Origin of the sequence: Clavibacter capsici, from assembly GCF_001280205.1 — a bacterium.
GTDB classification, from domain to species: domain Bacteria; phylum Actinomycetota; class Actinomycetes; order Actinomycetales; family Microbacteriaceae; genus Clavibacter; species Clavibacter capsici.
In genome coordinates this window covers 2,845,875-2,869,018 of the sequence record NZ_CP012573.1, presented here as the reverse complement: position 1 = coordinate 2,869,018, position 23,144 = coordinate 2,845,875, and the positions used below count along the sequence as shown (strand labels likewise).

Sequence of the window (23,144 nt, the reverse complement as noted above, 5' to 3'; positions counted from 1 at the left end):
CCACCACCCCCGCGGAGCCCGTCCGGGATCCGCTCCCAGCAACACGCGGGAGAGCCAGCCAGGCTCACATCCACCGCACTCTCGAAACAGGAGACACGAATGGCGAAGTCAAAGGCCTACCGGGCCGCAGCCGAGAAGATCGACGCGACGAAGGCGTACACCGCCGCCGAGGCCGTCGAGCTCGCGCGCGAGACCGGATCCAGCAAGTTCGACAGCACCGTCGAGGTCGCGCTCAAGCTCGGCGTCGACCCCCGCAAGGCAGACCAGATGGTCCGCGGCACCGTCATCCTTCCTCACGGTACCGGCAAGACCGCTCGCGTCATCGTCTTCGCGACGGGCCCCGCGGCCGAGGCGGCCATCGCCGCCGGAGCCGACGAGGTCGGCGGCGACGAGCTCATCGAGAAGGTGGCGGGCGGCTACACGTCGTTCGACTCCGCCGTCTCGACGCCCGAGCTCATGGGCAAGGTCGGTCGTCTCGGCAAGGTGCTCGGCCCGCGCGGCCTCATGCCCAACCCGAAGACCGGCACGGTCACCCCGGACGTCGCGCGCGCGGTGTCCGACATCAAGGGCGGCAAGATCGAGTTCCGCGTCGACAAGCACGCCAACGTCCACTTCGTGGTCGGCAAGGCGAGCTTCTCGCCCGAGCAGCTCTCCGAGAACGTCGGCGCCGCGCTCGAGGAGATCGTCCGCCTCAAGCCGTCCTCCTCCAAGGGCCGCTACGTGCAGAAGGCCACGGTCTCCACGACCTTCGGCCCCGGCATCCCGGTGGACGTCAACTCCATCTAGCCCCACCGCGCGACGAGCGCACGCACGACATGCAGGACAGGAAGGGCCCGCCTCGGCGGGCCCTTCCGTCGTATCCGGGGGGGGTGGACGCATGGCTCGGCGGGCCCTTCCGTCGTATCCGGGGCGCGCGCGTGCCTAGGCTCGTCGGGTGAGCACCCCCGATCCCACCGTCCCGTCCTTCCGCGTCGCGACGCCCGCCGACGCCGACGAGGTGGCCGCCGTCGCCGCCCGCACCTTCGCCCTCGCGTGCCCGCCGTCCACGACGGCCGAGGCGATCGCGGAGCACATCCGCACGGTCCTGTCGCCGGCGCGCTTCCGGGCGCACCTCGAGGATCCCGCGCACCGGGTCGTGCTCGCCGAGGTCGACGGGCGCGCGGTCGGCTACACCATGGTCGTGGCGGCGCCGCCCGCGGATCCCGACGTGGCGGGTGCGCTGCGGCTCGTGCCCGTCATCGAGCTGAGCAAGGTGTACGTGGAGGCGGGCTCGCACGGCGTCGGGGTCGCACGGCCCCTCATGGCGGAGACCCTGCGCATCGCCCGCGGGCTGGCGGGGGAGGCGGGACGGGACGCGGACGCGGGCATCTGGCTCGGCGTCAACGAGCACAACGCGCGCGCCATCCGCTTCTACGAGCGCAGCGGCTTCCGCATCGTGGGCACGCGGTCGTTCCGGCTCTCGGACGCCGTGGAGACGGACCACGTGATGGAGCGGCCGCTCGCCGAGCAGGCGGAGGGCTGATCGTCCGCCCGCGGCTCAGCCCCGCGCGACGTTGAGCACGACCTTGCCGCGGGCGTGGCCGCTCTCCATGTGGCGGTGCGCCTCGGCCGCGTCCTCCAGGTCGAACACCTCGTCGACGTAGACCCGGATGTCCCCCGACTCGAGCAGCCGGGAGATGACGGAGAGCGTCTGGCCCTCGGGCGCGACCTCGTAGTGCGTGGCGCGCACGCCCACGGCGGCGGCGTCCTGCACGAGCGTCGGCCAGCCGCGCGTGGGCGAGCTCACCAGCAGACCGCCCGGCCGGAGCACCCTCAGGGAGCGGGTGCCGGTGTCGTCGGTGCAGTTGCCGACCAGGTCGATCACCACGTCGACGTCGGCGAGCACGTCCTCGAAGCGCCCCTGCGTGCGGTCGATGACCTCGTCGGCGCCGAGCTCCGCCAGCCAGTCGACGTTGCGGGGCGAGCCGGTCGCGATCACGCGGGCGCCGAAGTGCCGCGCGAACTGGACCGCGAAGTGGCCGACGCCGCCGGCGGCCGCGTGCACCAGCACGACCTGGCCCTCGTGCGCCCGGCCGATGTCGACCACCATGCCCCACGCGGTGAGGGCGCTCACGGGCGTCGCCGCGGCCTCGACGTGCGAGAGCCGGGCGGGCTTCCGGGCGAGGCTGACGCTGGGGACGGCGATGTAGGGGGCGTAGCTGCCGGGCATCCGCGGCACCATCGCGAGGCCGAACACCTCGTCGCCCGGATGCAGCGCGTGGTCCTCGTAGGGCGACTCGACGACGACGCCGCTGAAGTCGCGGCCGAGCACCGCGGGCAGGCTGCCGAGCGTCGGCCCGCCGGGCTCGCCTGCGCGGAGCCGCAGGTCGATGGGGTTGACGCCCGCCGCGACGACCTTCACGAGCACCTCCGAGTCCTGGCGGTGCGGCACCGGCACGTCCGCCACGTGCAGCACCTCCGGCCCGCCCGTCTCCGTGACCACGACCGCGCGCATGGTCGCGCCGTGCGGCGCGAGCGCGACGGCCGCGGCCGCCCGATCCCGCTGGGCCTGGGCGGCGACGCCGGCTCTGGACTGGATGACCTGGCTCATCGTGCGACCCCTCCTCGGACGCGGCGGCGTGGTGGATCCCCTCGCGCCCCCGCTCCTCCAGTGAAGTCGGCGTGTGAGTCGGGCGTGTTTCCGCGGTGTTCCCCGGGCGAGAAGAATGCGGCGGGGGCCCGCGGCTGGCAGGCTCGCGGGTGCTCATCTGTCTCAACGGGACCTTCGGCGTCGGCAAGACCCAGGCCGCCGCGTCGCTCCGGCGGCGACTGCCGGGATCGGTCGTGGCGGACCCGGAGGAGGTGGGCTTCGGGATCCACCGGATGCAGCCGCGCGCGCTCCGCGGGGACTTCCAGGACACGCCGTGGTGGGAGCCGACCGTGACGGGGATCCTGCTCGACCTCCTCGCGCGGCACCCGGGCGACGTGATCGTGCCGATGGCGCTCGTGGACGAGGGGCGGCACGCGCGGATCCTCGGCGCGCTCCGCGAGGCGGGGCACGACGTGCGGCACGTGACGCTCCTCGCGTCCGAGGCGACGGTGCTCCGGCGCCTGCGCACGCGGCTCGAGGGGCCGGACGGCTGGGCGGCCGCGCAGCTCCCGCGGACCGCCGCGCTGCAGGGGCCGCGGTTCGCCGACCACGTGGACACGGACGGGCTGACGCACGCGCAGGTGGTGGAGGCGGTCGCGCTGGTGGCGGGCGTGCGGATCGGGCCGGATCCGACGGGGCCGTGGCGGCGCGCGGCGGAGCGGATGCGGCTGCGGATCGGGCACGTCCGCTGAGGACGGCGGGGCCGGCGCGTCCGCGGCTCAGGCCAGCCCGCGGGCTCCCGCCGGCGCGTTGGCCATGCGCACGATCAGCGCGATGAGGTCGTTCGCGCGCGCCACGAGCGCCGCGATCTCGGCCTCGTCGCGGTCGATCCACTTCCACTTCGGGATGTCGTGCACCGGCACGAAGTCGACGTGCTGCTCCCACACGATGAGCGAGCGCTCGGCGCCCAGCACGTACTGCTGCCACCAGATCTGCCGCAGGTAGTTGCGCGGGATGCTCCGCCAGGGCTTCGCGGTGGTCTTGATCTCGGCGAGCTCGAGCCGGCCGTCGGCGCGGAGGCCCACGCCGTCGGGGGTCGCGAGGTGGCGGCGCTGGCCCTCCGCGTGGAACAGGTGCGCGCTCGGGACGATGCCGTGCTCGGCCTCGACCCAGCGCGCGATCTCGGGCTCCCGCTCCCGCCCGTGGTCGGTGTAGCGGTTGCCGCCGAAGCCGGATCCGTGGAGCTTCTCGATGGCGACGGCCTGCAGCGAGGCGTCGGTCGCGAGGCGCGCGACGTCGGTGGCGGTGATCCCGAAGCTCCGCGCGCGGAGCCAGGCGACCCGGTCCGACGAGTGGGCGACGATCCGCGTCAGGTGCGGCGGGGGAGGAGGCGGCGCGGGGGCCGCGGGGGCGAGGTCGTCCTCCCAGGGGAAGGCCAGCATCTCGTCCGTCACGGGCTCCAGGGTACGCGCCGGATCCGACGCGGGACGCCGCGACGCGGGCGGATCATGCTGCCCCGGGAGCCGCTTGTCAACAGGCATATCGTATCCGCCCAGGGCACGGAGGATCGTACTAGAAAGGCGTCGTCCCACCCACCTGAGAGGAAGGAACGGCAATGTCACTGCTCATGGAGACGGCGGCCCAGGCTCCGTCGACCACCACCGCACCCGGGTCCGCGCCCGGAGCCGACGACGCGTCCGACGCGCTGCTGGCGGAGGCCTTCGGCTTCACCATCACGCACCGCGGCGCGGAGGAGGAGCTCGTGATGGGCGACGTCACCCTGTGCTGCAGCACGACGTGCTCGTCGAGCGGCGGCGGCCGGCAGCAGCCTCGCTGATCGCCCGCGCATGGACCCGTCGACCACGTACTCGGTGAGTCCCCGCTACGCCCTCGGGGAGGTGGAGGACACCCTCCACCTCCTCGGGGGTCGCGAGCTGGTCTCCCTGCAGCTGCCCTCGGGCGACGCCGTCACCGCGGTGTCGCAGCTCCTCTCCCGTCCCTTCACCCGCGCCGACCTCGAGCGGGCCTTCCCCTCGCATGCCGACGCCGTCGCGCGCCTGGTCGATGAGCTCGTGCTGCGCGACGTCGTGGTCGGCGCGCCGACCGACGGCTCCGCGGGATCCGTGCCCGACGAGCTCGCGCACGTCCTCGACGAGGCGCGCCGCAACGGCGGCGACCGCACCGGGCTCGGGCCCGTCGTCGATCCCGCGACGCCCGCCCGGGTCGCGCTCGTGGGCGACATGATCCCGTCGCTCCTCACGGGCCTCGCGGAGGCGCTGCCCTCGGCGGAGCTCGGCGACGAGGCCGACGCCGACCTCGTCATCGCGGCCGGATCCCGGTCCGTCCTCCGCGACGTCGGCGCGCGCATGCACGCCGCCGGGCGCGCGTGGCTCCCCGTGCACCCGTTCGACGGCCGGTTCCAGCTCGTCGGGCCGGTGGTCGTGCCCGGGGAGGGGCCGTGCCTCGAGTGCGTCGCGCTGCGCTGGGCGTCGACCACGCCGTTCGCCGCGGATCACGCCGCGGCGGCCGACGCGGTCGCCGTCGTGCCGCGCGACCCCAGCCTCGACGCCATCGCCGCCGGGTTCGCCGCCCGCTACGCCGCCCGGTGGATCCACGCCCACGACTGGCTCGTCGCCAGCACGGTGCTCGTGGTCGAGCCCAAGGTGATGGAGGCGGAGGCGCACGCCGTGTACCGCGTCGCCCGCTGCGGCACGTGCGGCCCCCGCCCCTACGCGGGCATCGTCTCGCCGTGGCGCGCGTGAGCCGCGGCGGCCCGGGCGTCGTCAGCCCGTACACGGGGCTCGTGGAGCACGCGCACCCCATGGCGTTCACGCCCGACGCCATCCCGGACGCGCTCTACTCGGGGCGCTCGGCGGACACGGGGTTCCTCACCGGCACGGACTCCGAGCGCTTCAGCATGGGGCCGGGCGGCTCGCGGATGGAGGCCCGCCGCTCCTGCATCGGCGAGGCGGTCGAGCGCATGTCCCTGGCGGGCGCGCCCGGCGGCTTCCGCGCACCCCTCGGTGCCGACGTCCGCCAGGTGGCGCCGGAGGCCTTCCAGCGCTTCCACCCGACGCAGCTCGACGATCCGTCCTTCCACTACGAGCGCGCCCGGCAGGGCGACCTCCTCACGTGGATGCCGGCCCGCTCGCTGCACCGGGGCGAGGCGGTGCACGTGCCCGCGCAGATGGTGGTGTTCGACGACCCGCATCGGGCGGACGGGCACCGCGAGCCGCACGTGGAGCCGGCGACCTCGTCGGGGGTCGCGGCGGGGCCGCACTTCGGGTTCGCCGCCGGGCGCGCGGTGCTCGAGCTCATCGAGCGGGACGCGTTCCAGCGCGCGTGGCTCCGCGGATCCACGCCCCCGGCCTTCGACTGGCGCGCCAGCCCGCGGCTGACCGCCGCGACCCTCCGCGAGCTCGAGCGCCTGGAGGAGCTGTGCGGCCGGTACGAGGCGTCGTTCACCGTGCGCGTGCTCGACGCCGCGGCCGACGTGCCCGTGCTGCTCGCGGTCATGCGGAGCGACCGGATCGGGGTCGCGGTCGGCTGCGCGGCCGACTTCCGGCTCGACCGGGCCGTCCTCAACGCGGTCCGCGAGGCGCTGCACACGCACAACTGGTGCCTGCGGCTGCTGGCCGAGCCGATGATCGAGCCGGCGGACGTGGTCGAGTTCGAGGACCACATCCGGCTGCACTGCCGCCCGTCGGCGCGCCCGCTCACGGCTGCGCTCGACGCCTCGGACGAGCGGGTCGCGGCCGTCGGCGGCCCGGCCAGCTGGGGGGAGGTGGTCCAGGGGCTCGACCGCGAGGGGATCGACGTGCTGCTCGCCGACATCACCGCGCCCGAGGTGCGCGCCGCCGGCTTCCACGTGGTGCGCGCGCTGAGCCCGGACCTCGTGGCGCTCGACGTGGTGCACGCCGCGCGGTTCCTCGGGCACCCGCGCCTGTACCGGCTCTGGCGCGACGGGCCCGCGCTCGCCGGGCCGGAGGACCTCGTCCCCACCCCGCACCCGTTCCCGTGACGGCCGGCACCGCCCGTCCCCCCGCCCGCCGCACCAGGAGGATCCCATGAGCACCATCGAGACCGACGCCGCCGCCGACCGGGTGGGCGGGCAGCGCGACCCGTCCGCGCCCGCGGATCGTGCCGCGCCCGCGCGCTCCCTCGGCAGCGTCGGCCCCATCTACAGCGTCGGAGGCGCGGTGGACCGCCCGGCGGGCGACCCCGCGGAGGACTTCCACGAGGCGTCGAAGATCACGCGCATCACCCACCCCGGCTGGACCGACGTGCGGTACGCGCACCAGATGGCGCAGGAGGCGCAGGGCAAGGCGGACGCCGGGCCGGGAGGCGCCACCTCCGCGCCGCGGCTGCTCCCGGCGACGCCCCTGCCGCGCGCGCTGCCGCTGCGGCACGAGCTGGGCGCGACGCTGGCCGCGCGCCGGTCGGCGGAGCCGCGCACGCTCGGGCGTCCGGTCGACCTGGCCGAGCTCGCGACGGTGCTGCGCCTCGCGTACGGCCCGCGCGGCGACGGCACGCCGGGGCGGTACGTGCCCTCGGGCGGCGGGCTGTACCCGCTCGACCTGCACGTGGTCGCACGGTCCGTCACGGGGCTCGAGCCGGGGATCCACCAGCTCGACCCGCTGGAGGAGACGCTCGTCGACGTGTCCGGGCTCGAGCGGGCGTCGCGGCTGGCGCGCTTCCGCCGGGCGGCGCCGTCGCTCATGGCGCCGATCCCGGAGACGGCGGCGGTCACGGTGGTCATCACGGGCAGCTTCGAGCGCTCGCGCTGCAAGTACGGGCTGCGCGGCTACCGGCTCACCCTGCTCGAGGCGGGGCACGTGGGGCAGAACGCGCTCCTCGTCGCGACCGCGCTGGGGCTGCCGGTGCTCGGCTGGGTCGGCTTCGTCGACCACGAGCTCGACGCGGTGCTCGGGCTCGACGGGGTGACGCAGTCGTCCCTCTACGCGATCTCGTTCGGCGGGGCGGATCCGGGTGCCCGCCGGTTCGCCGAGGAGGAGGCGTCGCATGACTGACGCGGTGGAGCTCGAGGGGATCACCCGCACCTTCGGGCGCACGCGCGCCCTCGACGCCGCGTCCTTCTCGCTCGCGCCGGGGCTCGTGCACGCGCTGCTCGGGCCGAACGGATCCGGCAAGACCACGGCCATCGACGTGCTCACCGCGACCCGCCGCCCCGACGCCGGACGGGCGCGCGTGCTGGGCCACGACGTGCGGCGGGGCGGCCCCACGGCGGCGCTGGTCGCGGTGATGCCGCAGGCGCTCGCGTTCCCCGAGTACCTCACGGTGCGCGAGGTGCTGGCCCTCGCGCTGGTGCCGCACGCCGGCGCGCTCACGCCGGCCGCCGCCGTCGACCGCTTCGACCTCGACCGCCTCGCGTCGCGCCAGACCGGCGGGCTCAGCGGCGGCGAGCGGCGCCGGGTCGCGCTCGCCTGCGTGGTCGGCGCGGGCACGCCCGTCGTGGTGCTCGACGAGCCGTCCGCCGCGCTCGACATCCCGGGCCGCGCGGCGGTGCGCGACGCCATCGCCGCGGTCCGCGACTCCGGGCGCACCGTCCTCCTCGCGTCCCACGACATGGAGGAGGTCGCCGCGCTCGCCGACACCGTCGTCTGCCTCGACCACGGGTGCGTCGTCGGCCACTGGACGGCGGCCGACTTCCGCGGGCTGGCCGGCGTCCGCCGCGTCGCGTTCCACGCGACCCCGCACGAGGCCCGCCCGTTCCTGCCCTGCGGCGCCCGGCCCGAGCAGCTCGCCGAGCCGCTCCCCGGCGAGCGGGTGCGCTGGATCATCGACACCGACCGCTCCGACGCCCTCGCGGGTCTGGTGCTCGCCGGCGTCTCCGAGCCCGAGCTCACCGTCACGGAGCCCGGCCTCGGCGAGATCGTCGAGCGCGTGCTCGCGGGCGGCGCGGGATCCGCCCTCCCCGACCCGACCGCCCCACCGCACCCGAGGAGCCCCGCCGATGACCAGCGCTGACCTGCACGCCGCCCCTCCCGCGCGATCCCCGGCCCGTCGTCGGCTGGCGATCTACCGCGCCCACGTCGTCAGCGAGCTCGCCCAGAACGCCCGCATGCCCGCCTTCGTGCTGCCGCTGCTCGCGTACCCCGTGCTCATCTACGCGGTGGTCGGGCTGCCGCAGGGTGGGTCGCCGAGCGCCCGGCTCGGCGTCCTGCTCGGCTACGTGCTGTTCTCGGTGCTCGGGACGGTGACGTTCCAGTTCGGCGTGGGCGTCGCATCCGCGCGCGAGTCGCCGTGGGAGCGGTGGCTGTTCACGGCGCCGGTGCCCGCGTGGATCCGGCTGGCGGCCAAGCTCACGGTCGCGTGCGTGTTCGGGGTGGTCTTCGTGATCCCCGTCGCCCTCGTCGGCATCACCGCCGGCGGGGTGCGGGCCGACGCGGTGACCCTCGGCGCCGTCGCGCTCGCCGTGCTGGCCGGCGCCGTGCCCATGGCGCTGCTCGGGCTCGCGATGGGCTACTGGTTCCCCGCCCGCGGCGCGCTCGGCCTCGCCAACCTCGTGTACCTGCCGCTCTCGTTCGCGGGCGGCCTGTTCACGGGCGGCGACACGAGCGGCACCCCGTGGGAGTCCCTCACGGTGCTGCTGCCGACGGGCGCGTGGAGCACGCTCACGAGCGCGGCTGCCCGTCAGGACGCCGCGGTCATGAGCCTCCCGCTGGTGATCCTCGCGGCGTGGGCGGTCCTGCTCGGCGGCATCACCCTGGCGGGTTACCAGCGCACGCAGTCGGCGAACTTTCGCTGACGCGGACCCGTGAGAGGCCGCGGCCCGGTGTGTAGCGTGGATCCCGCGCGCCGTCACCGGGCCGCCGCACCGTCACCCGTCACCGTCGACGAGAGGGAACCATGCCCCAGATCACCAACCCCGTAGCGCTCTTCACCGGCCAGTGGGCCGACCTGCCGCTGGAGGAGGTGGCCCGGCTCGCGAGCGGCTGGGGGTTCGACGCCCTCGAGATCGCCTGCTCCGCCGAGCACCTCGACGTGTGGCGCGCGGCCGAGGACCCCGAGTACCTGCGCGGCCGTCGCGAGATCCTCGAGCGCCACGGCCTCCAGGTGCACGCGCTCTCGCAGCACCTCACCGGCCAGGCCGTGTGCGACGACCCGATCGACTTCCGCCACCAGGCGATCCTCCGCTCCAAGGTGTGGGGCGACGGCCAGGCGGAGGGCGTCCGCCAGCGCGCCGCCGAGGAGCTGAAGCTCACCGCGAAGGCGGCCGCCGGGCTCGGGGTCACGCGCGTCACGGGCTTCACCGGATCCCGCATCTGGCCGTACGTCGCCATGTTCCCGCCCGTGCCCGAGTCGGTCATCGACGCCGGGTACCAGGACTTCGCCGACCGCTGGAACCCGATCATCGACGTGTTCGACGACGAGGGCGTGCGGTACGCGCTCGAGGTGCACCCGAGCGAGATCGCCTACGACTACTGGACCACCCGCCGCACGCTGGAGGCCATCGGGCACCGCCCCGGCTTCGGCCTCAACTGGGATCCGAGCCACATGATGTGGCAGGACATCGACCCCGTGGGCTTCCTCCTCGACTTCGCCGACCGCATCTACCACGTGCACGCCAAGGACACGAAGGTGAGCACGTCCGACGGTCGCGGCGGCCGGCTCGGGTCGCACCTCGGCTGGGGCAACCCGCGCCGCGGCTGGGACTTCGTCTCGGTCGGGCACGGCGACGTGCCGTTCGAGCGCGCCTTCCGCGCCCTCCGCAGCATCGGCTACGACGGCCCGGTCTCGGTCGAGTGGGAGGATGCGGGGATGGACCGACTCCACGGCGCCCCCGACGCCCTCGCGCAGGTGCGCTCCCTCCTCTGGCCGACGCCCGACAGCCTGTTCGACTCGGCCTTCGCCAACAACCGGGACGACGCGCCCGCCGGCCCGGCCGCGTGACGCTGCGCGACGGCCAGCTCGCCCGTCTCCTCGTCGTCGACGTGGAGACGGGCGTCGAGCGCATGGTCGCCGAGTCGGCCGTGCTGCACATCGAGGCGCCGAACTGGACGCCCGACGGCCGCTGGCTGGTCGTGAACGCGGAGGGCGGCCTCTGGCGGCTGCCCGCGCCTCTCGCCGAGGAGCCGGATCCGGACCTCCCCGAGCCCGCGGCCGACTTCCAGGCGGTCGACCTCGGCGGCGTCCCGCCCATCAACAACGACCACGTCATGTCGCCCGACGGCGCGCACGTGTACGTCTCGGGCCGCGACGGCCACCTCTACAGCGTCCTCTGGAACGACGGCGCGGGCGGCGAGGGCCGGCGCATCACCGCCGACCGGGATCCGGCGCTCGGCTTCAAGAACTACCTCCACGGCGTCTCGCCCGACGGCTCGACGCTCAGCGTGATCGGCGGCCAGCTCGACGCGCGCGGCGAGTGGACCACCAACATCCACCTCGTGCCCGTCGACGGCGGCCCCACCACGCAGCTCACCGACGACGGCTTCCCCGACGACGGCGCCGAGTTCTCGCCCGACGGCGGCTGGCTCTACTTCAACTCGGAGCGCGGATCCGACCTGCCGGGCCACGCGCAGCTCTTCACGATGCGCGTCGACGGCACCGACACCCACCAGTTCACCTCGGACGAGCGCGTCAACTGGTTCCCGCACCCGTCGCCCGACGGCGAGCACATCGTGTACCTGTCCTTCCCGCCCGGCACGCTCGGGCACCCGGCCGACCGCGACGTGATCCTCCGCGTCATCGACCGGCAGAGCCACCGCACGCGCGACCTCGCGTCGTTCCCCGGTGGCCAGGGCACCATCAACGTCACGAGCTGGGCGCCGGACTCCCGCCGGTTCGCCTACGTCGCGTACCCCTTCGAGGCGCCGAGCCTGACCTGACGCCGGCCGGTCGGCCCGCCAGGAGGGCGACCGGCCGCGGCACGCACGATCCGGGGAGCGTAGGCGCAGGCATTTCCCCGGTCTGGGGAGATCCCGCATGGGATCATGGGGATCCGCGCCACCCGCCGTCCCGATTCCCGTCGGCCTCACTTCCGGAGACCCCCGTGAACATCACCACGACCACCTGGCTCATCACGATCGCGGTCACCATCGCGTTCTTCGTCTACGAGTTCTTCACCCACGTGCGCAAGCCGCACGAGCCGAGCATCGGCGAGTCCGCCCGCTGGTCGGCCTTCTACATCGGCCTCGCCCTGATCTTCGGCGTCGGCATCGGCTTCACCAGCGGCTGGGGCTACGGCGGCGAGTACTTCGCCGGCTACCTCACCGAGAAGGCCCTGTCGATCGACAACCTCTTCGTGTTCCTGCTGATCATGACCGGGTTCGCCGTGCCGCGGAAGTACCAGCAGAAGGTGCTGATGATCGGCATCGTCATCGCGCTGATCATGCGCGCCGGCTTCATCGCCCTCGGCGCCGCCCTCATCGAGAACTTCTCCTGGGTCTTCTACATCTTCGGCGCGCTGCTGTTCGTGCTCGCGTACCAGCAGCTCAAGGGCGACCACGGCGGCAACGCGGCGGACAACATGTTCGTGCGCATCGCCCGCCGGATCCTCCCCGTGCACGACGACTTCGTCGGCGACCGCTTCACCACGAAGATCGACGGCAAGCGCTTCGTCACCCCGCTGCTGCTCTGCGTCATCGCGATCGGCTTCGTCGACCTGGTGTTCGCGCTCGACTCGATCCCCGCCATCTACGGCCTGACGAACGAGGCGTACATCGTGTTCACCGCGAACGCCTTCGCCCTGATGGGCCTCCGCCAGCTGTACTTCCTCATCGGCGGGCTGCTCGAGCGCCTCGTGTACCTGTCGCAGGGCCTCGCGGTCATCCTCGCGTTCATCGGCGCGAAGCTCGTGCTGCACGCGATGCACGTCAACGAGCTGCCCTTCATCAACGGCGGCGAGCCGATGCTCTGGGCGCCCGAGATCCCGATCTGGTTCTCGCTCCTCTTCATCGGCGCGACCATCACGGTCGCCACGGTCGCGAGCCTCGCGAAGACCCGCGGCGACAAGCAGAAGGAGGACCGGAAGACGGTCGAGGGCGAGCCCGTCACGCGCGCGACGGAGGACAAGCACTAGCCTCCCGCACCTCCGCACGATCCGGGCCCGGCGCACCACGCGCCGGGCCCGTCGTCGTCCAGGATCCACGTCGAGGTCGCTCCATGGCCCGCTCATGGTCGGTTCATAGGAACTTGCGGATGATGGATCCCGTGACCACCGCAACGCCCTCCGGCTTCCAGCCCGCCGCCGCACAGCAGCCCCGCCTCACCCGCGCCGACGGGTCGCCCATCCGGGTGCTCGTCGTCGACGACGAGGCGTCCCTCACCGACCTGCTCCAGATGGCGCTGCGCTACGAGGGCTGGCAGATCCGCACGGCCGAGAACGGGCACCAGGCGCTCGCCGCCGCGCGCGAGTTCAAGCCCGACGCCGTGGTGCTCGACATCATGCTCCCCGACCTCGACGGCCTCCAGGTGCTGTCGCGGCTGCGGGCCGACGCCGAGGACATCCCCGTCCTCTTCCTCACCGCCAAGGACTCGCTCGACGACCGGCTCGCCGGCCTCACCGCGGGCGGCGACGACTACGTCACCAAGCCGTTCAGCCTGGAGGAGGTGGTGGCCCGGCTGCGCGGCCTCATCCGCCGCTCGACGCTCGTGGTCAGCGACACCGTCGACCCCGTGATCCGCGTCGGCGACCTCTCCCTCGACGAGGACAGCCACGAGGTCTCCCGGGCGGGCGACCCGATCGAGCTGACCGCCACCGAGTTCGAGCTGCTGCGCTACCTGATGCGGAACCCGCGGCGCGTGCTGAGCAAGCTGCAGATCCTCGACCGGGTGTGGAGCTACGACTTCGGCGGCAAGTCGAGCGTGGTCGAGATCTACATCTCCTACCTGCGCCGCAAGATCGACGCCGGGCGGGCCCCGATGATCCACACGGTGCGCGGATCCGGCTACATGCTCAAGGCCGCGGAGTGACCCGACCGCCGGGGACGCAGCCGCTGCGGGACCGGCTGGCGGCCGCCGCGCGGGGCATGACCCTGCGCCGCCGCCTGGTCCTCAGCGTCGTGGGCCTGCTGGCGCTCGCGAGCGTCCTCATCGGCGCGGTCAGCATCCTCGCGCTGCGGGCCTCGCTCGTGCAGCAGGTCGACCAGCAGCTGCAGGCCACGGCGGCGCGCTCGCAGAGCTTCGTCGACCGCGATCCGGGCGACTACGGCAGCTTCCCCGGCGCCCCTCCCGGCGGGCTCGGCGCATTCGGGCAGCAGGTCGGCACGATCAGCGCCACCATCGTCGACGGCGTCGTCTCGGGCGGGTACATCGCCGACCGCGACGCCGCCGAGGGCGAACCGGGAGGCGCGGGCGCGGTGGAGCTCACCCAGCGGCAGAGCCAGCAGCTGCAGAGCGTGCGCACCGACGGGATCCCCCGCACGGTCGACCTCGGCGGCGCGCTCGGCCGCTACCGCCTGGTGGGCGACACCTCCACGACGGGCGCGACCATCGTCACGGGCCTGCCGCTGAAGCCGGCCGACGACGTGGTGGAGCAGCTCATCGTCGTGATCTCGGTGGTCGCGGCGATCACGCTCGCGCTCGCCGCGCTCGTGGGCGCGCTCATCGTGCGGCGCGCGCTTCGGCCGCTCGACCGGGTCGTCGACACGGCGACCCACGTGGCGGCGCTGGAGCTGGATCGCGGCGACGTCGCCCTCGAGGCGCGCGTGCCCGCATCCGACACCGACGAGCGCACCGAGGTCGGCCGCGTGGGCGCCGCGCTCAACGGCCTGCTCGGGCACGTCGCGGCGGCGCTGTCGTCGCGGCAGGCGAGCGAGGCGAAGGTGCGGCGGTTCGTGTCCGATGCGAGCCACGAGCTGCGGACGCCGCTCGCCTCCATCCGCGGCTACGCCGAGCTCACCCGGCGCGGGCCCCACGCCCTGCCCGAGGACGTGACGCACTCGCTGTCCCGCATCGAGTCGGAGTCGGTGCGCATGACCACGATCGTCGAGGACCTGCTGCTCCTCGCGCGCCTCGACGAGGGGCGCGAGCTGGAGTCGGATCCGGTCGATCTCACCCGGATCCTCCTCGACACGGTCGGCGACGCGAGCGCCGCGGGCCCGGATCACGACTGGGACCTCGACCTGCCGGAGGACTCCGTGTCCGTCCCCGGCGACGACGCGCGGCTCCGCCAGGTGGTCGTCAACCTGCTCGCGAACGCGCGCACCCACACGCCGGCGGGCACGCGCGTCGTCGCGTCGCTCGCCGTCGAGGGCGTGGGCCCGGATGCGCACGCGGTCATCCGCGTGACCGACGACGGCCCCGGGATCCCGCCCGAGCTGCAGGCCTCGCTGTTCGAGCGGTTCGTGCGCGGCGACGGATCCCGCGCCCGCTCCACCGGCGGCACCGGCCTCGGCCTGGCCATCGCGCAGGCGATCGTGTCCGCGCACCAGGGCGCGGTGTGGGTCGAGTCGGAGCCGGGCCGCACGGTCTTCGGCGTGCGGCTGCCGGTGGCGCGGCGGGCGGGGGAGGCGCGGGATGCCGCCGGCGCCGGATCCGACCGCTGGGCTCCGCCGTCCGGCGCGCCCGTCGTGGGGCGTCCGGGTCCGCGTGCGGGCGCCTGAGATGGATCCCGTCCGCCGTCTCATATTCTGGCTGCGCGTGCCGTTCGTCGCGGACGCGGCGCTCGTCGTCATCGGGATCGCGCTGCTCGTGGGCGGCGACGGGGTCGGCTGGTGGGTGCTCGTGTTCGCCGGGCTGCGCGCGGTGGTCGGCGTGGTGGCGATCGTGTGGATCGCGCCGCGGATGATCGCGCGGCTGGGTGCGGACGGGGAGCCAGACCCGCCCCGGACGCCCGAGCCGCCCGTCGCTAGGCTGGACCCCTGATCCGGGCGCCCGAGCCGCGGGTCGAGAGGTCGTCATCGTGAGCGCAGAGCAGGTCGTCGTCGAGTCCGCGGAGCCCGCAGGCGGCGTCACCGTGCGACGTGCGCGCACCGGCGACGTGCCCCGGATCCAGCAGCTCGTCGAGCCGCTCGTGATGGAGGGGATCCTCCTCGGCAAGGACCTCGTGGTGCTCTACGAGAACGTGCAGGAGTTCCGGGTCGCGGTCGACGCGTCCGGCGAGGTCGTCGGCTGCGGCGCGCTGCACGTGATGTGGGAGGACCTCGGCGAGATCCGCACCCTCGCCACCGCCCCGCACACGCGCGGCACGGGCGTCGGCCACGCGCTGCTCGAGCGCCTCGAGGACGACGCCCGCGAGCTCGGCCTCAGCCGCCTCTTCTGCCTGACCTTCGAGGTCGGCTTCTTCTCCCGCCACGGCTACCACGAGGTCGCCGAGTCGATCATCGCGCAGGAGATCTACTACGAGATGCTCCGCTCGCACGACGAGGGCATCGCCGAGTTCCTCGACCTCTCCCGCGTGAAGCCGAACACCCTCGGCAACACGCGCATGCTCAAGGCCCTCTGACCGGCGGGCGCGGCGACCGGGCCGCGCGCGCGGGCGACCGTACCCTGTCGTCATGTCCTCGACCTCGCCCGGAGGCCGCCCGTCCGCGGCCGTGTACCGCCGTCGCCGTCTGCTCGCCCTGCTCGTCGTGGTGGCGGTGATCGCGGTCGTCGTGATCATCGTCTCCAACCTCGGCCGCGGCTCGACCCCGACCGCCGACCCGGGCGCGACCCCGACCGCGGACGCCGTCGACGACGCGGGCGCCGCCGCCCCCGAGGCGACCCCGACGCCCACGCCGAGCGCGAGCGCCGGCACCGAGACGAACGCCGACGGATCCTGCGCCGCGGGCCAGCTCACCGTCACGCCCGTCACGGACGCCGCGTCCTACAAGGCCGGCGTGCTGCCGAAGCTCTCGTTCACCGTGACGAACACGGGGATGGAGCCCTGCACCGCGAACCTCGGGACGACCACGCAGGTGTTCACCATCTCGAGCGGATCCGACGTCTACTGGAAGTCGACCGACTGCCAGACGGGCGCCGAGGACGCGCAGGTCGAGCTCGCCGCCCGCACGCCGCAGACGTCGTCGCCCTTCGCGTGGTCGCGCCAGCGCTCGTCCACCACCACGTGCCAGGAGAAGGAGCGCCCGGCCGTCCCCGCGGGCGGCGCGACCTACACGCTGTCGGTCGAGGTCGCCGGGGTGAAGAGCACGCAGTCGAAGTCGTTCCTGCTGTACTGACCCGCGAGGCCGTGCGCACATGACCACGGTTCTCGATTGGATGCATCCATTGCAATCCATGCATGCGTCTGTCATCCTGGTGCTCCACCCACGGAAGGACGCACCATGACCGACACCACCGAGAAGCACGCCGAGCACACCGTCGCCGAGCACCAGCACGGCGCCGACTGCGGTCACGAGACCGTCACGCACGAGGACCACGTGGACTTCGTCCACGACGGCCACAAGCACGCCGAGCACGGCGACCACTACGACGAGCACTGATCCCGTCGCGCGGCGGAGCGCGAGGATCGACACGGGGACCGGCCATGGAGGCCGGTCCCCGTCGTCGTCTCCGGGCACCCGCCGCCATAGGATCGATCAGGTGACCTACCCACCCGCCGGCTTCGAGCAGGCAGCCGACCTCTTCAAGGTGCTGTCGTCGTCGTCGCGGCTCGGCCTCCTGGGTCTGCTCTCCACCCGGCAGATGACCGTCACCGAGCTCGTCGAGGAGTCGGGGATGACGCAGCCGCTCGTCTCGCAGCACCTGCGCGTGCTGCGGTCGTCCGGGCTCGTGACCGTGGAGCGCACCGGGCGCATCGCCCGCTACGAGGTGGCGGACACGCACGTGACGCACGTGGTGGACGACGCCGTCGCGCATGTGCGGGAGCATGCGGCCGGGCACGCCGACGCGAGCTGACCCCAGCGCCGCCGTTGCCGCTCCGCTCCGTTCCCGGGCGCTCCGCTCAGAACGCCTCGTCGAGCTCCTTCTCCCGCTCGCTCTTCGCGAGGGAGAACGCGCGGCCGAGCGCGGAGAACAGCGGCCCCCACTCGGCGTCGACGATCTGGGTGAAGCCGAGTCGCCGGGCCTCCGCCGCGCGCTGCGGCGCCGACGTGACGCCGCGGATCTCGCCCGCGAGGCTGATCTCGCCGAACGCCGCGAGGTCGTGCGGCATGGCCTTGCCGTTGACGGCGGAGACGAGCGCGACGGCGATGGCGAGATCGGCCGCGGGCTCGGTGAGGCGCACGCCGCCGACCGTGGAGACGTAGACGTCGCGGTCCGAGAGCCGCACGTTGGCGCGCTTCTCCAGCACCGCGAGGAGCATCGCGACGCGGGAGGCGTCCACCCCGTTGACGACCCGGCGCGGCTGCGGCGCCTTCGTGTCGACGACGAGCGCCTGCACCTCCACGGGCAGGGCTCGGCGGCCCTCCATCGCGACGGTGACGCACGTGCCGCTCACCGAGTGGATGCCGCGCGAGAGGAACATGCCGCTCGGATCCGGCACCTCGACGATGCCGTCGCCCGCCATCTCGAAGCAGCCGACCTCGTCGGTGGGGCCGAAGCGGTTCTTGAGCGCGCGGATGAAGCGCAGCGACGTCTGCCGGTCGCCCTCGAACTGGCAGACGACGTCGACCAGGTGCTCGAGGAGCCGCGGGCCGGCGATGGAGCCGTCCTTCGTGACGTGGCCGACGAGCAGGAGCGGCAGGTCGCGCTCCTTGCAGACGCGGATGAGGGTGACGGCGACCTCGCGCACCTGGCCGGGGTGGCCGGGCAGGCCGTCGGACGTGCTGCTCGACACCGTCTGCACCGAGTCGACGATGAGGAGGTCGGGCGCGACCTGCTCGATGTGGCCGAGGATCGTGCCGAGGTCGGTCTCGGCCGCGATCATGAGCGACTCCTGCAGCCCGCCCGTGCGCTCGGCGCGCATGCGCACCTGCGCGACCGACTCCTCCGCCGTGACGTAGAGGACCTTCGCGCCCTTCGCGGCGGCGCGCGCGGCGACCTCGAGCAGCAGCGTGGACTTGCCGACGCCGGGCTCGCCGCTCATGAGGATAGCCGCGCCGGGGACGATGCCGCCGCCGAGCACCCGGTCGAGCTCGCCGACGCCGCTCGGCATGTGGCTGGCGGACGCGGTGCCGACGTGCATGATCGATCGCGCCTGGCTGGATCCCGCGGGCGTGAGCGTGGTGACGCGGCCGGCCGCCGCGGGCGTCTGCGACACCTCGGCGACGGTGTTCCAACTCTGGCACTCGGCGCACCGGCCGACCCACTTCGGGGTCGTCCACCCGCACTCCGAGCAGCGGTACGTCGAGTGGGTGCGGGCCATGCGGGGGACTCTACCGGCGGCCGCCGACACCCTCGTCGTCGTAGGCGCGGGATGCGCGAACCCGGCTGTGCGCGCGGATGTACATGACGACGGCGAGGGCGAAGACGGCGGCCGGGATCCGCTGCGGGTGGACGGCACCCGTCACGAGCAGCGCGCCCGCGACGAGGCCGACATTCAGCCAGAGCGTGCCGGTGGGGCGGGCGTCGGGGCTGTCGTCGGCCATGGATCCACCCTACGGACGGGGGCGGATCAGGCGCGCGCGCCTCAGCGCCCCGACACCTCCAGCGCGCGGACAGTCGCCGGGAGGAAGGGCAGGAACGCGCTCGCCCAGACGCGGTAGCCGCGGTCGTTCGGGTGGAAGAGGTCGCCGGCCGCCTGGGTGAGCGCGAGGATCGCGGTCTGGCGGCGGGTGATGCGGTGCAGCGGGGCGAGGCGGAGGCCGCGGTCGGTGGCGAGGCGGCGGACGATCTCGTTGGCGACCCGCACCTTGCGCTCGCTCGCGGGGAAGTGGAAGCACGGCAGGTCGGCGACGACGGTGGTCGGCGGGACGGCGTCGAGGATCCGGCCGAGGTCGCGCTCGAAGGCGACCGGCTCGAAGGCGGCGATGTCGTTGGCGCCGATCGCGAGGGTCACGACGTCGGGCTGCAGCTTCGCGAGGCGGGGGAGCTGGTACTCGACGAGGTCGGCGACGCGGGCGCCCGAGACGCTGAGGTTGACGGTGCGGACCGTGCGGCCGCTCAAGGCGCGGATCCGGTCGGCGAGGATCCCGACGTACCCGTTGCCGGGGCGGCTCGCGCCGATGCCCTGCGCGGTCGAGTCGCCGAGCGCCACGTAGAGGAGGTCGCCCTCGGTCTTCGCGTGCTCGCGCCACCAGGCGGAGTTCACGGGGAGCGTCTCGTTGAGGACCACGGCCCGCTCGCGGCGGCCGGCCTCGAACCGGCGCGGCACGACGAGGGCGGCGGCGGTGAGGCCGCCGAGCGCGGCGGCGACGGAGGCGATGACGGCGGCGGGGCGGGCTGCGCGGGTGGATCTCGTGGGCACCACGGGAGCCTACGCTCGCGGATCCGGGTGCCGGCTGGTCGGCCGCCGGCCCGCCGCTACTCCTCGCCCGGCGCCCGCCCCGCCCCCGCCGGCACGAACCGGTACCCCATCCCGGGATCGGTGAGCAGGTGCCGCGGGTGCGACGGATCCGGCTCGAGCTTCTTGCGGAGCTGCGCCACGTAGAGGCGGAGGTAGCCGCTGTCGTTGACGTGGGTCGGGCCCCAGATCTCGGTGAGGAGCGTCTGGCGCGAGACGAGCCGGTCGGGGTTCCGCACGAGCAGCTCGAGCACCTGCCACTCGGTGGGGGTGAGGCGCACGCGCTGGTCGGCTCGGGTGACGACGCGGGCGGCGAGGTCGACCGTCACGTCGGCGAAGGCGACGACGGCCGAGCGGTCCTCGTCGGCGGCGGCACGGCGGCCGAGGGCGCGGATCCGGGCGAGCAGCTCGTCGATGGAGAACGGCTTGGTGACGTAGTCGTCGGCGCCCGCGTCGAGCGCCTCCACCTTGTCGGCGGCACCGGAGCGACCGGAGACCACCAGGATCGGCGCGGTCGACCAGAGGCGGAGCGCCTGGATCACCTCGACGCCGTCGAGCCGCGGCATGCCGAGGTCGATCATGTAGAGGTCGGGCTTCTCGGCCACGGCCGCGCGGATGGCGGCGGCGCCGTCGTCCGCGGTGACGATGTCGTAGCCGAGGCTCGTGAGGGTGATGCGGAGGGCCCGCAGGATCTGCTGGTCGTCGTCGGCGATGAGGATCTTCACGCGGACACCTCCGAGGACGCGGCGGCGGAGGGCTCGTCCGCGGGCGCCTCGGCGACCGGCTCGGCACCCGCACGGCACACCGGCAGCGCGACCACCATCGTCAGCCCGCCGCCCGGGGTGTCCTCCGCGGTGAGCGTGCCGCCCATCCCCTCGGTGAAGCCCTTCGAGAGCGCGAGGCCGAGACCGAGACCGGACGCGTTGTCGGTGTCGCCGAGGCGCTGGAACGGCACGAACATGTCGTCGCGGCGCTCGGGCGCGACGCCGGGGCCGTGATCCACCACGCGGATCTCCACGGACTCGGCGAACGCGCTCGTGCTGAGCCGCACGGGCACGCCCTCGGGAGCATGCCGCACGGCGTTGCTCAGCAGGTTGACGACCACGCGCTGGAGGAGGCCCGGATCCGCGACGGCGCCGGGCAGCGCGGGCGCGAGGTCGAGGACGGCGTCGGCGGGCCCGAGGTCGAGCTCGTCGAGGGCGGCGAGCACGACGTCGTCGAGGTCGACGTCCATGAGCCGCACGCCGAGGACGCCGGCCTGCACGCGGCTGACGTCGAGGAGGTCGGTGACGAGGTCGGCGAGCGTGCCGAGGCTCTCCTCGGCGGTGGCGAGCAGCTCCTCGCGGTCGCCGTCGGCCCAGGTCAGGCCGGGGGAGCGGAGCGCGGTGACGGCGGCGGTCGCGGCGCTGAGCGGGCGGCGCAGGTCGTGGCTGACGGCGGAGAGGAGGGCGGTGCGCACGCGGTCGGTCTGGGCGAGCGGGCCGACCTCGCGGGCGGTGTCGGAGAGGTCGCGGTGCTCGAGCGCGGCGTCGAGCTGCGCGGCGATGACGCGGAGGAGGCGGCGGCCGGACGCCTCGAGGTCGTCGCCGTAGAGCGTGAGGACGCCGCGGGATCCCACGGCCACGTCGGTCGCGGCGGCGCCGGTGACGACGCCGTCCCACGCGATCGTCTCGCCGCGGTCCACGAGCTTCACGCCCTGCAGGCCGAACGCCTCGCGGGCGCGGCTGACGAGCGCGTGCACCGCGCCCTCGCCGCGGAGCACGGATCCCGACACGGTCGCCAGCAGCTCGGCCTCGGCGGCCGCGCGACGGGCGAGGCGGGTGCGGCGGGCGGCCTGGTCCACGATCCAGCTGACGAGCAGCGCGATGACCACGTAGAGCACGAGCGCGAGCAGGTGCAGCGGCTCGTCGACGGTGATCGTGTAGAGCGGGTCGATGAAGAAGTAGTCGAGCGTGAAGCCGGAGAGCACGGCCGCGAACAGCGCTGGCCAGATGCCGCCGACGAGCGCCACCAGAACCACGAGCAGCTGGTAGGAGAGCACGTCGCTGGTGATGGAGTCGTCGGAGCGCGTGGCCGAGAGGAACCAGGTGAGCAGCGGTCCGCCGCCGAGGGCGAGCAGCGCGCCCAGGATCCGGCGGCGCATGCTGAGCGCGCCGCCCCGGATCCGCGGGAGGCGGAAGCGCCCGCCAGCCGCCGCGTGCGTGACGATGTGCACGTCGATGTCGCCGGACTCGCGGATCACCGTGGCGCCGATGCCGGGCCCGGTCGCGGCGGCGGCCAGGCGGCTGCGGCGGCTGACGCCGAGCACGAGCTGCGTCGCGTTGGAGGCGCGCGCGAACTCCACGAGCGCGCGCGGGATGTCGTCGCCGACGACCTGGTGGTAGCTGCCGCCGAGCGAGTCGACGAGGGCGCGCTGCGCCGCGAGCGCCTCGGGGCTGCCGGAGCGGAGGCCGTCCTGGCTGGAGACGTGCACGGCCATCAGCTCGCCGCCGGCCGAGCGGGCGGCGATCCGGGCGCCGCGGCGCAGCAGCGTCTCGCCCTCGGGGCCGCCGGTGAGCGCCACGACCACGCGCTCGCGGGCCTCCCACCTCGCGTCGATCCCCTTCTCGTCGCGGTAGGCGGCGAGCGCGGTGTCGACCTCGTCGGCGAGCCAGAGGAGCGCGAGCTCGCGGAGCGCGGTCAGGTTGCCGAGCCGGAAGTAGTGGGAGAGGGCCGCGTCGATCCGCTCGGCCGGGTACACGCGCCCGCCGGCGAGCCGGTCGCGCAGGGCCTCGGGCGCCAGGTCGATGACCTCGATCTGGTGCGCCTCGCGGAGCACGCGGTCGGGGATCGTCTCGCGCTGCGGCACGCCCGTGATCTTCTCGACCACGTCGTTGAGCGAGGCGATGTGCTGGATGTTGACGGTGGAGATCACGTCGATGCCGGCGTCGCGGATGAGGTCCACGTCCTGCCAGCGCTTCTCGCTGCGGCCGCCCGGCGCGTTCGTGTGGGCGAGCTCGTCGACGAGCGCGATGGTGGGGCGGCGGGCGATGACCGCGTCCACGTCGAGGTCGGTGATCTCCACGCCGCGGTGCGAGACCTCGCGCCGCGGCAGGATCTCCAGCCCCTCGAGCATCGCCGCCGTGGCGGCGCGGCCGTGGGTCTCCACGACTGCGACCACCACGTCGGCGCCCTCCTCGCGCAGCCGCTTGCCCTCCTCGAGCATCGCGTAGGTCTTGCCCACGCCGGGCGCCGCTCCCAGCAGCACCCGCAGCCGACCGCGCTTCATGTCTCCTCTTCCTTGCCCGC

At 74.1% G+C, this 23,144-nt stretch carries 26 protein-coding genes; 19 read left to right on the top strand and 7 right to left on the bottom strand.

Going from position 1 to position 23,144, the window contains the following annotated elements:
• Nucleotides 1–99 precede the first annotated feature (99 nt).
• Complete coding sequence (gene rplA / locus AES38_RS13475) at nt 100–786, top strand: 50S ribosomal protein L1 (RefSeq protein ID WP_053775397.1); 687 nt, start codon at nt 100–102, stop codon at nt 784–786.
• Nucleotides 787–934: 148 nt separating this feature from the next.
• Nucleotides 935–1,522 (top strand): GNAT family N-acetyltransferase, encoded by a 588-nt coding sequence (locus AES38_RS13470; RefSeq protein ID WP_053775396.1) that lies wholly within the window; start codon nt 935–937, stop codon nt 1,520–1,522.
• A 15-nt stretch (nt 1,523–1,537) separates the two neighbouring features.
• Here AES38_RS13470 and AES38_RS13465 read toward each other — a convergent pair whose 3' ends face one another.
• Complete coding sequence (locus tag AES38_RS13465; RefSeq protein WP_371259385.1) at nt 1,538–2,590, bottom strand: NADP-dependent oxidoreductase; 1,053 nt, start codon at nt 2,588–2,590, stop codon at nt 1,538–1,540.
• A gap of 149 nt (nt 2,591–2,739) precedes the next feature.
• Between AES38_RS13465 and AES38_RS13460 the strand changes: the two genes are divergently transcribed.
• Nucleotides 2,740–3,321, top strand: coding sequence for an AAA family ATPase (locus AES38_RS13460; RefSeq protein ID WP_053775395.1), 582 nt, complete (start codon nt 2,740–2,742; stop codon nt 3,319–3,321).
• Nucleotides 3,322–3,348: 27 nt separating this feature from the next.
• Here AES38_RS13460 and AES38_RS13455 read toward each other — a convergent pair whose 3' ends face one another.
• The gene (locus AES38_RS13455) at nt 3,349–4,011 is read right to left on the bottom strand and encodes a YqaJ viral recombinase family protein (protein ID WP_053775824.1); all 663 of its coding nucleotides are present in this window, start codon (nt 4,009–4,011) and stop codon (nt 3,349–3,351) included.
• A gap of 173 nt (nt 4,012–4,184) precedes the next feature.
• On the opposite strand from AES38_RS13455, the gene AES38_RS13450 reads away from it, so the two are divergent.
• The 16 genes from AES38_RS13450 to AES38_RS13375 all read left to right on the top strand — a co-directional run bounded on the left by AES38_RS13450 (nt 4,185) and on the right by AES38_RS13375 (nt 17,371).
• Entirely contained in the window at nt 4,185–4,406 is a 222-nt protein-coding gene (locus AES38_RS13450; protein WP_053775394.1) for a hypothetical protein, read from the top strand.
• Nucleotides 4,407–4,416: 10 nt separating this feature from the next.
• On the top strand, nt 4,417–5,331 hold the full coding sequence (locus AES38_RS13445; RefSeq protein ID WP_053775393.1) for a TOMM precursor leader peptide-binding protein: 915 nt from the start codon (nt 4,417–4,419) through the stop codon (nt 5,329–5,331).
• A complete protein-coding gene (locus AES38_RS13440; RefSeq protein WP_244629184.1) occupies nt 5,319–6,590 on the top strand; it encodes a YcaO-like family protein in 1,272 nt (423 codons plus the stop codon). The genes AES38_RS13445 and AES38_RS13440 overlap by 13 nt, the downstream gene beginning before the upstream one ends.
• A gap of 46 nt (nt 6,591–6,636) precedes the next feature.
• Nucleotides 6,637–7,599: a SagB/ThcOx family dehydrogenase gene (locus AES38_RS13435; protein WP_053775392.1), complete on the top strand. Its 963-nt coding sequence runs from the start codon at nt 6,637–6,639 to the stop codon at nt 7,597–7,599.
• A complete protein-coding gene (locus AES38_RS13430) occupies nt 7,592–8,557 on the top strand; it encodes an ABC transporter ATP-binding protein (protein WP_053775391.1) in 966 nt (321 codons plus the stop codon). Before AES38_RS13435 ends, AES38_RS13430 begins: the two co-directional genes overlap by 8 nt.
• Nucleotides 8,544–9,338, top strand: coding sequence for an ABC transporter permease (locus AES38_RS13425; RefSeq protein ID WP_053775390.1), 795 nt, complete (start codon nt 8,544–8,546; stop codon nt 9,336–9,338). Before AES38_RS13430 ends, AES38_RS13425 begins: the two co-directional genes overlap by 14 nt.
• A 101-nt stretch (nt 9,339–9,439) precedes the next feature.
• Nucleotides 9,440–10,483 carry a sugar phosphate isomerase/epimerase family protein gene (locus AES38_RS13420; protein WP_053775389.1) on the top strand — a complete coding sequence of 348 codons (1,044 nt, stop codon included), beginning with the start codon at nt 9,440–9,442 and terminating at the stop codon, nt 10,481–10,483.
• Entirely contained in the window at nt 10,480–11,418 is a 939-nt protein-coding gene (locus AES38_RS13415; protein WP_053775388.1) for a TolB family protein, read from the top strand. The genes AES38_RS13420 and AES38_RS13415 overlap by 4 nt, the downstream gene beginning before the upstream one ends.
• Before the next feature lie 164 nt (nt 11,419–11,582).
• Nucleotides 11,583–12,611, top strand: coding sequence for a TerC family protein (locus AES38_RS13410; protein ID WP_053775387.1), 1,029 nt, complete (start codon nt 11,583–11,585; stop codon nt 12,609–12,611).
• Nucleotides 12,612–12,730: 119 nt separating this feature from the next.
• Entirely contained in the window at nt 12,731–13,504 is a 774-nt protein-coding gene (locus tag AES38_RS13405) for a response regulator transcription factor (protein WP_053775386.1), read from the top strand.
• Nucleotides 13,505–13,560: 56 nt separating this feature from the next.
• Nucleotides 13,561–15,135: a sensor histidine kinase gene (locus tag AES38_RS13400; RefSeq protein WP_053775822.1), complete on the top strand. Its 1,575-nt coding sequence runs from the start codon at nt 13,561–13,563 to the stop codon at nt 15,133–15,135.
• 1 nt (nt 15,136) lies between these two features.
• On the top strand, nt 15,137–15,397 hold the full coding sequence (locus AES38_RS13395) for a hypothetical protein (protein WP_053775385.1): 261 nt from the start codon (nt 15,137–15,139) through the stop codon (nt 15,395–15,397).
• 37 nt (nt 15,398–15,434) lie between these two features.
• Complete coding sequence (locus AES38_RS13390) at nt 15,435–15,977, top strand: amino-acid N-acetyltransferase (RefSeq protein WP_053775384.1); 543 nt, start codon at nt 15,435–15,437, stop codon at nt 15,975–15,977.
• A 52-nt stretch (nt 15,978–16,029) separates the two neighbouring features.
• Nucleotides 16,030–16,692 (top strand): hypothetical protein, encoded by a 663-nt coding sequence (locus AES38_RS13385; protein WP_053775383.1) that lies wholly within the window; start codon nt 16,030–16,032, stop codon nt 16,690–16,692.
• A gap of 105 nt (nt 16,693–16,797) precedes the next feature.
• Entirely contained in the window at nt 16,798–16,956 is a 159-nt protein-coding gene (locus AES38_RS13380; protein WP_043668269.1) for a hypothetical protein, read from the top strand.
• Between the two features lie 100 nt (nt 16,957–17,056).
• Nucleotides 17,057–17,371 (top strand): ArsR/SmtB family transcription factor, encoded by a 315-nt coding sequence (locus tag AES38_RS13375; RefSeq protein ID WP_053775382.1) that lies wholly within the window; start codon nt 17,057–17,059, stop codon nt 17,369–17,371.
• Nucleotides 17,372–17,417: 46 nt separating this feature from the next.
• On the opposite strand, the gene radA is transcribed toward AES38_RS13375, so the two are convergent.
• From radA to AES38_RS13350, 5 genes are read right to left on the bottom strand one after another with little or no spacing between them, the layout of a single operon-like run.
• Nucleotides 17,418–18,779, bottom strand: coding sequence for a DNA repair protein RadA (gene radA, locus AES38_RS13370; protein WP_045929333.1), 1,362 nt, complete (start codon nt 18,777–18,779; stop codon nt 17,418–17,420).
• A gap of 10 nt (nt 18,780–18,789) precedes the next feature.
• Nucleotides 18,790–19,002: a hypothetical protein gene (locus AES38_RS13365; protein ID WP_053775381.1), complete on the bottom strand. Its 213-nt coding sequence runs from the start codon at nt 19,000–19,002 to the stop codon at nt 18,790–18,792.
• 41 nt (nt 19,003–19,043) lie between these two features.
• The gene (locus tag AES38_RS13360) at nt 19,044–19,820 is read right to left on the bottom strand and encodes an SGNH/GDSL hydrolase family protein (protein ID WP_244629182.1); all 777 of its coding nucleotides are present in this window, start codon (nt 19,818–19,820) and stop codon (nt 19,044–19,046) included.
• Nucleotides 19,821–19,876: 56 nt separating this feature from the next.
• Nucleotides 19,877–20,581, bottom strand: coding sequence for a response regulator (locus tag AES38_RS13355; RefSeq protein ID WP_053775379.1), 705 nt, complete (start codon nt 20,579–20,581; stop codon nt 19,877–19,879).
• Nucleotides 20,578–23,124 (bottom strand): DUF4118 domain-containing protein, encoded by a 2,547-nt coding sequence (locus AES38_RS13350; protein WP_053775378.1) that lies wholly within the window; start codon nt 23,122–23,124, stop codon nt 20,578–20,580. Before AES38_RS13350 ends, AES38_RS13355 begins: the two co-directional genes overlap by 4 nt.
• Nucleotides 23,125–23,144: the final 20 nt, after the last annotated feature.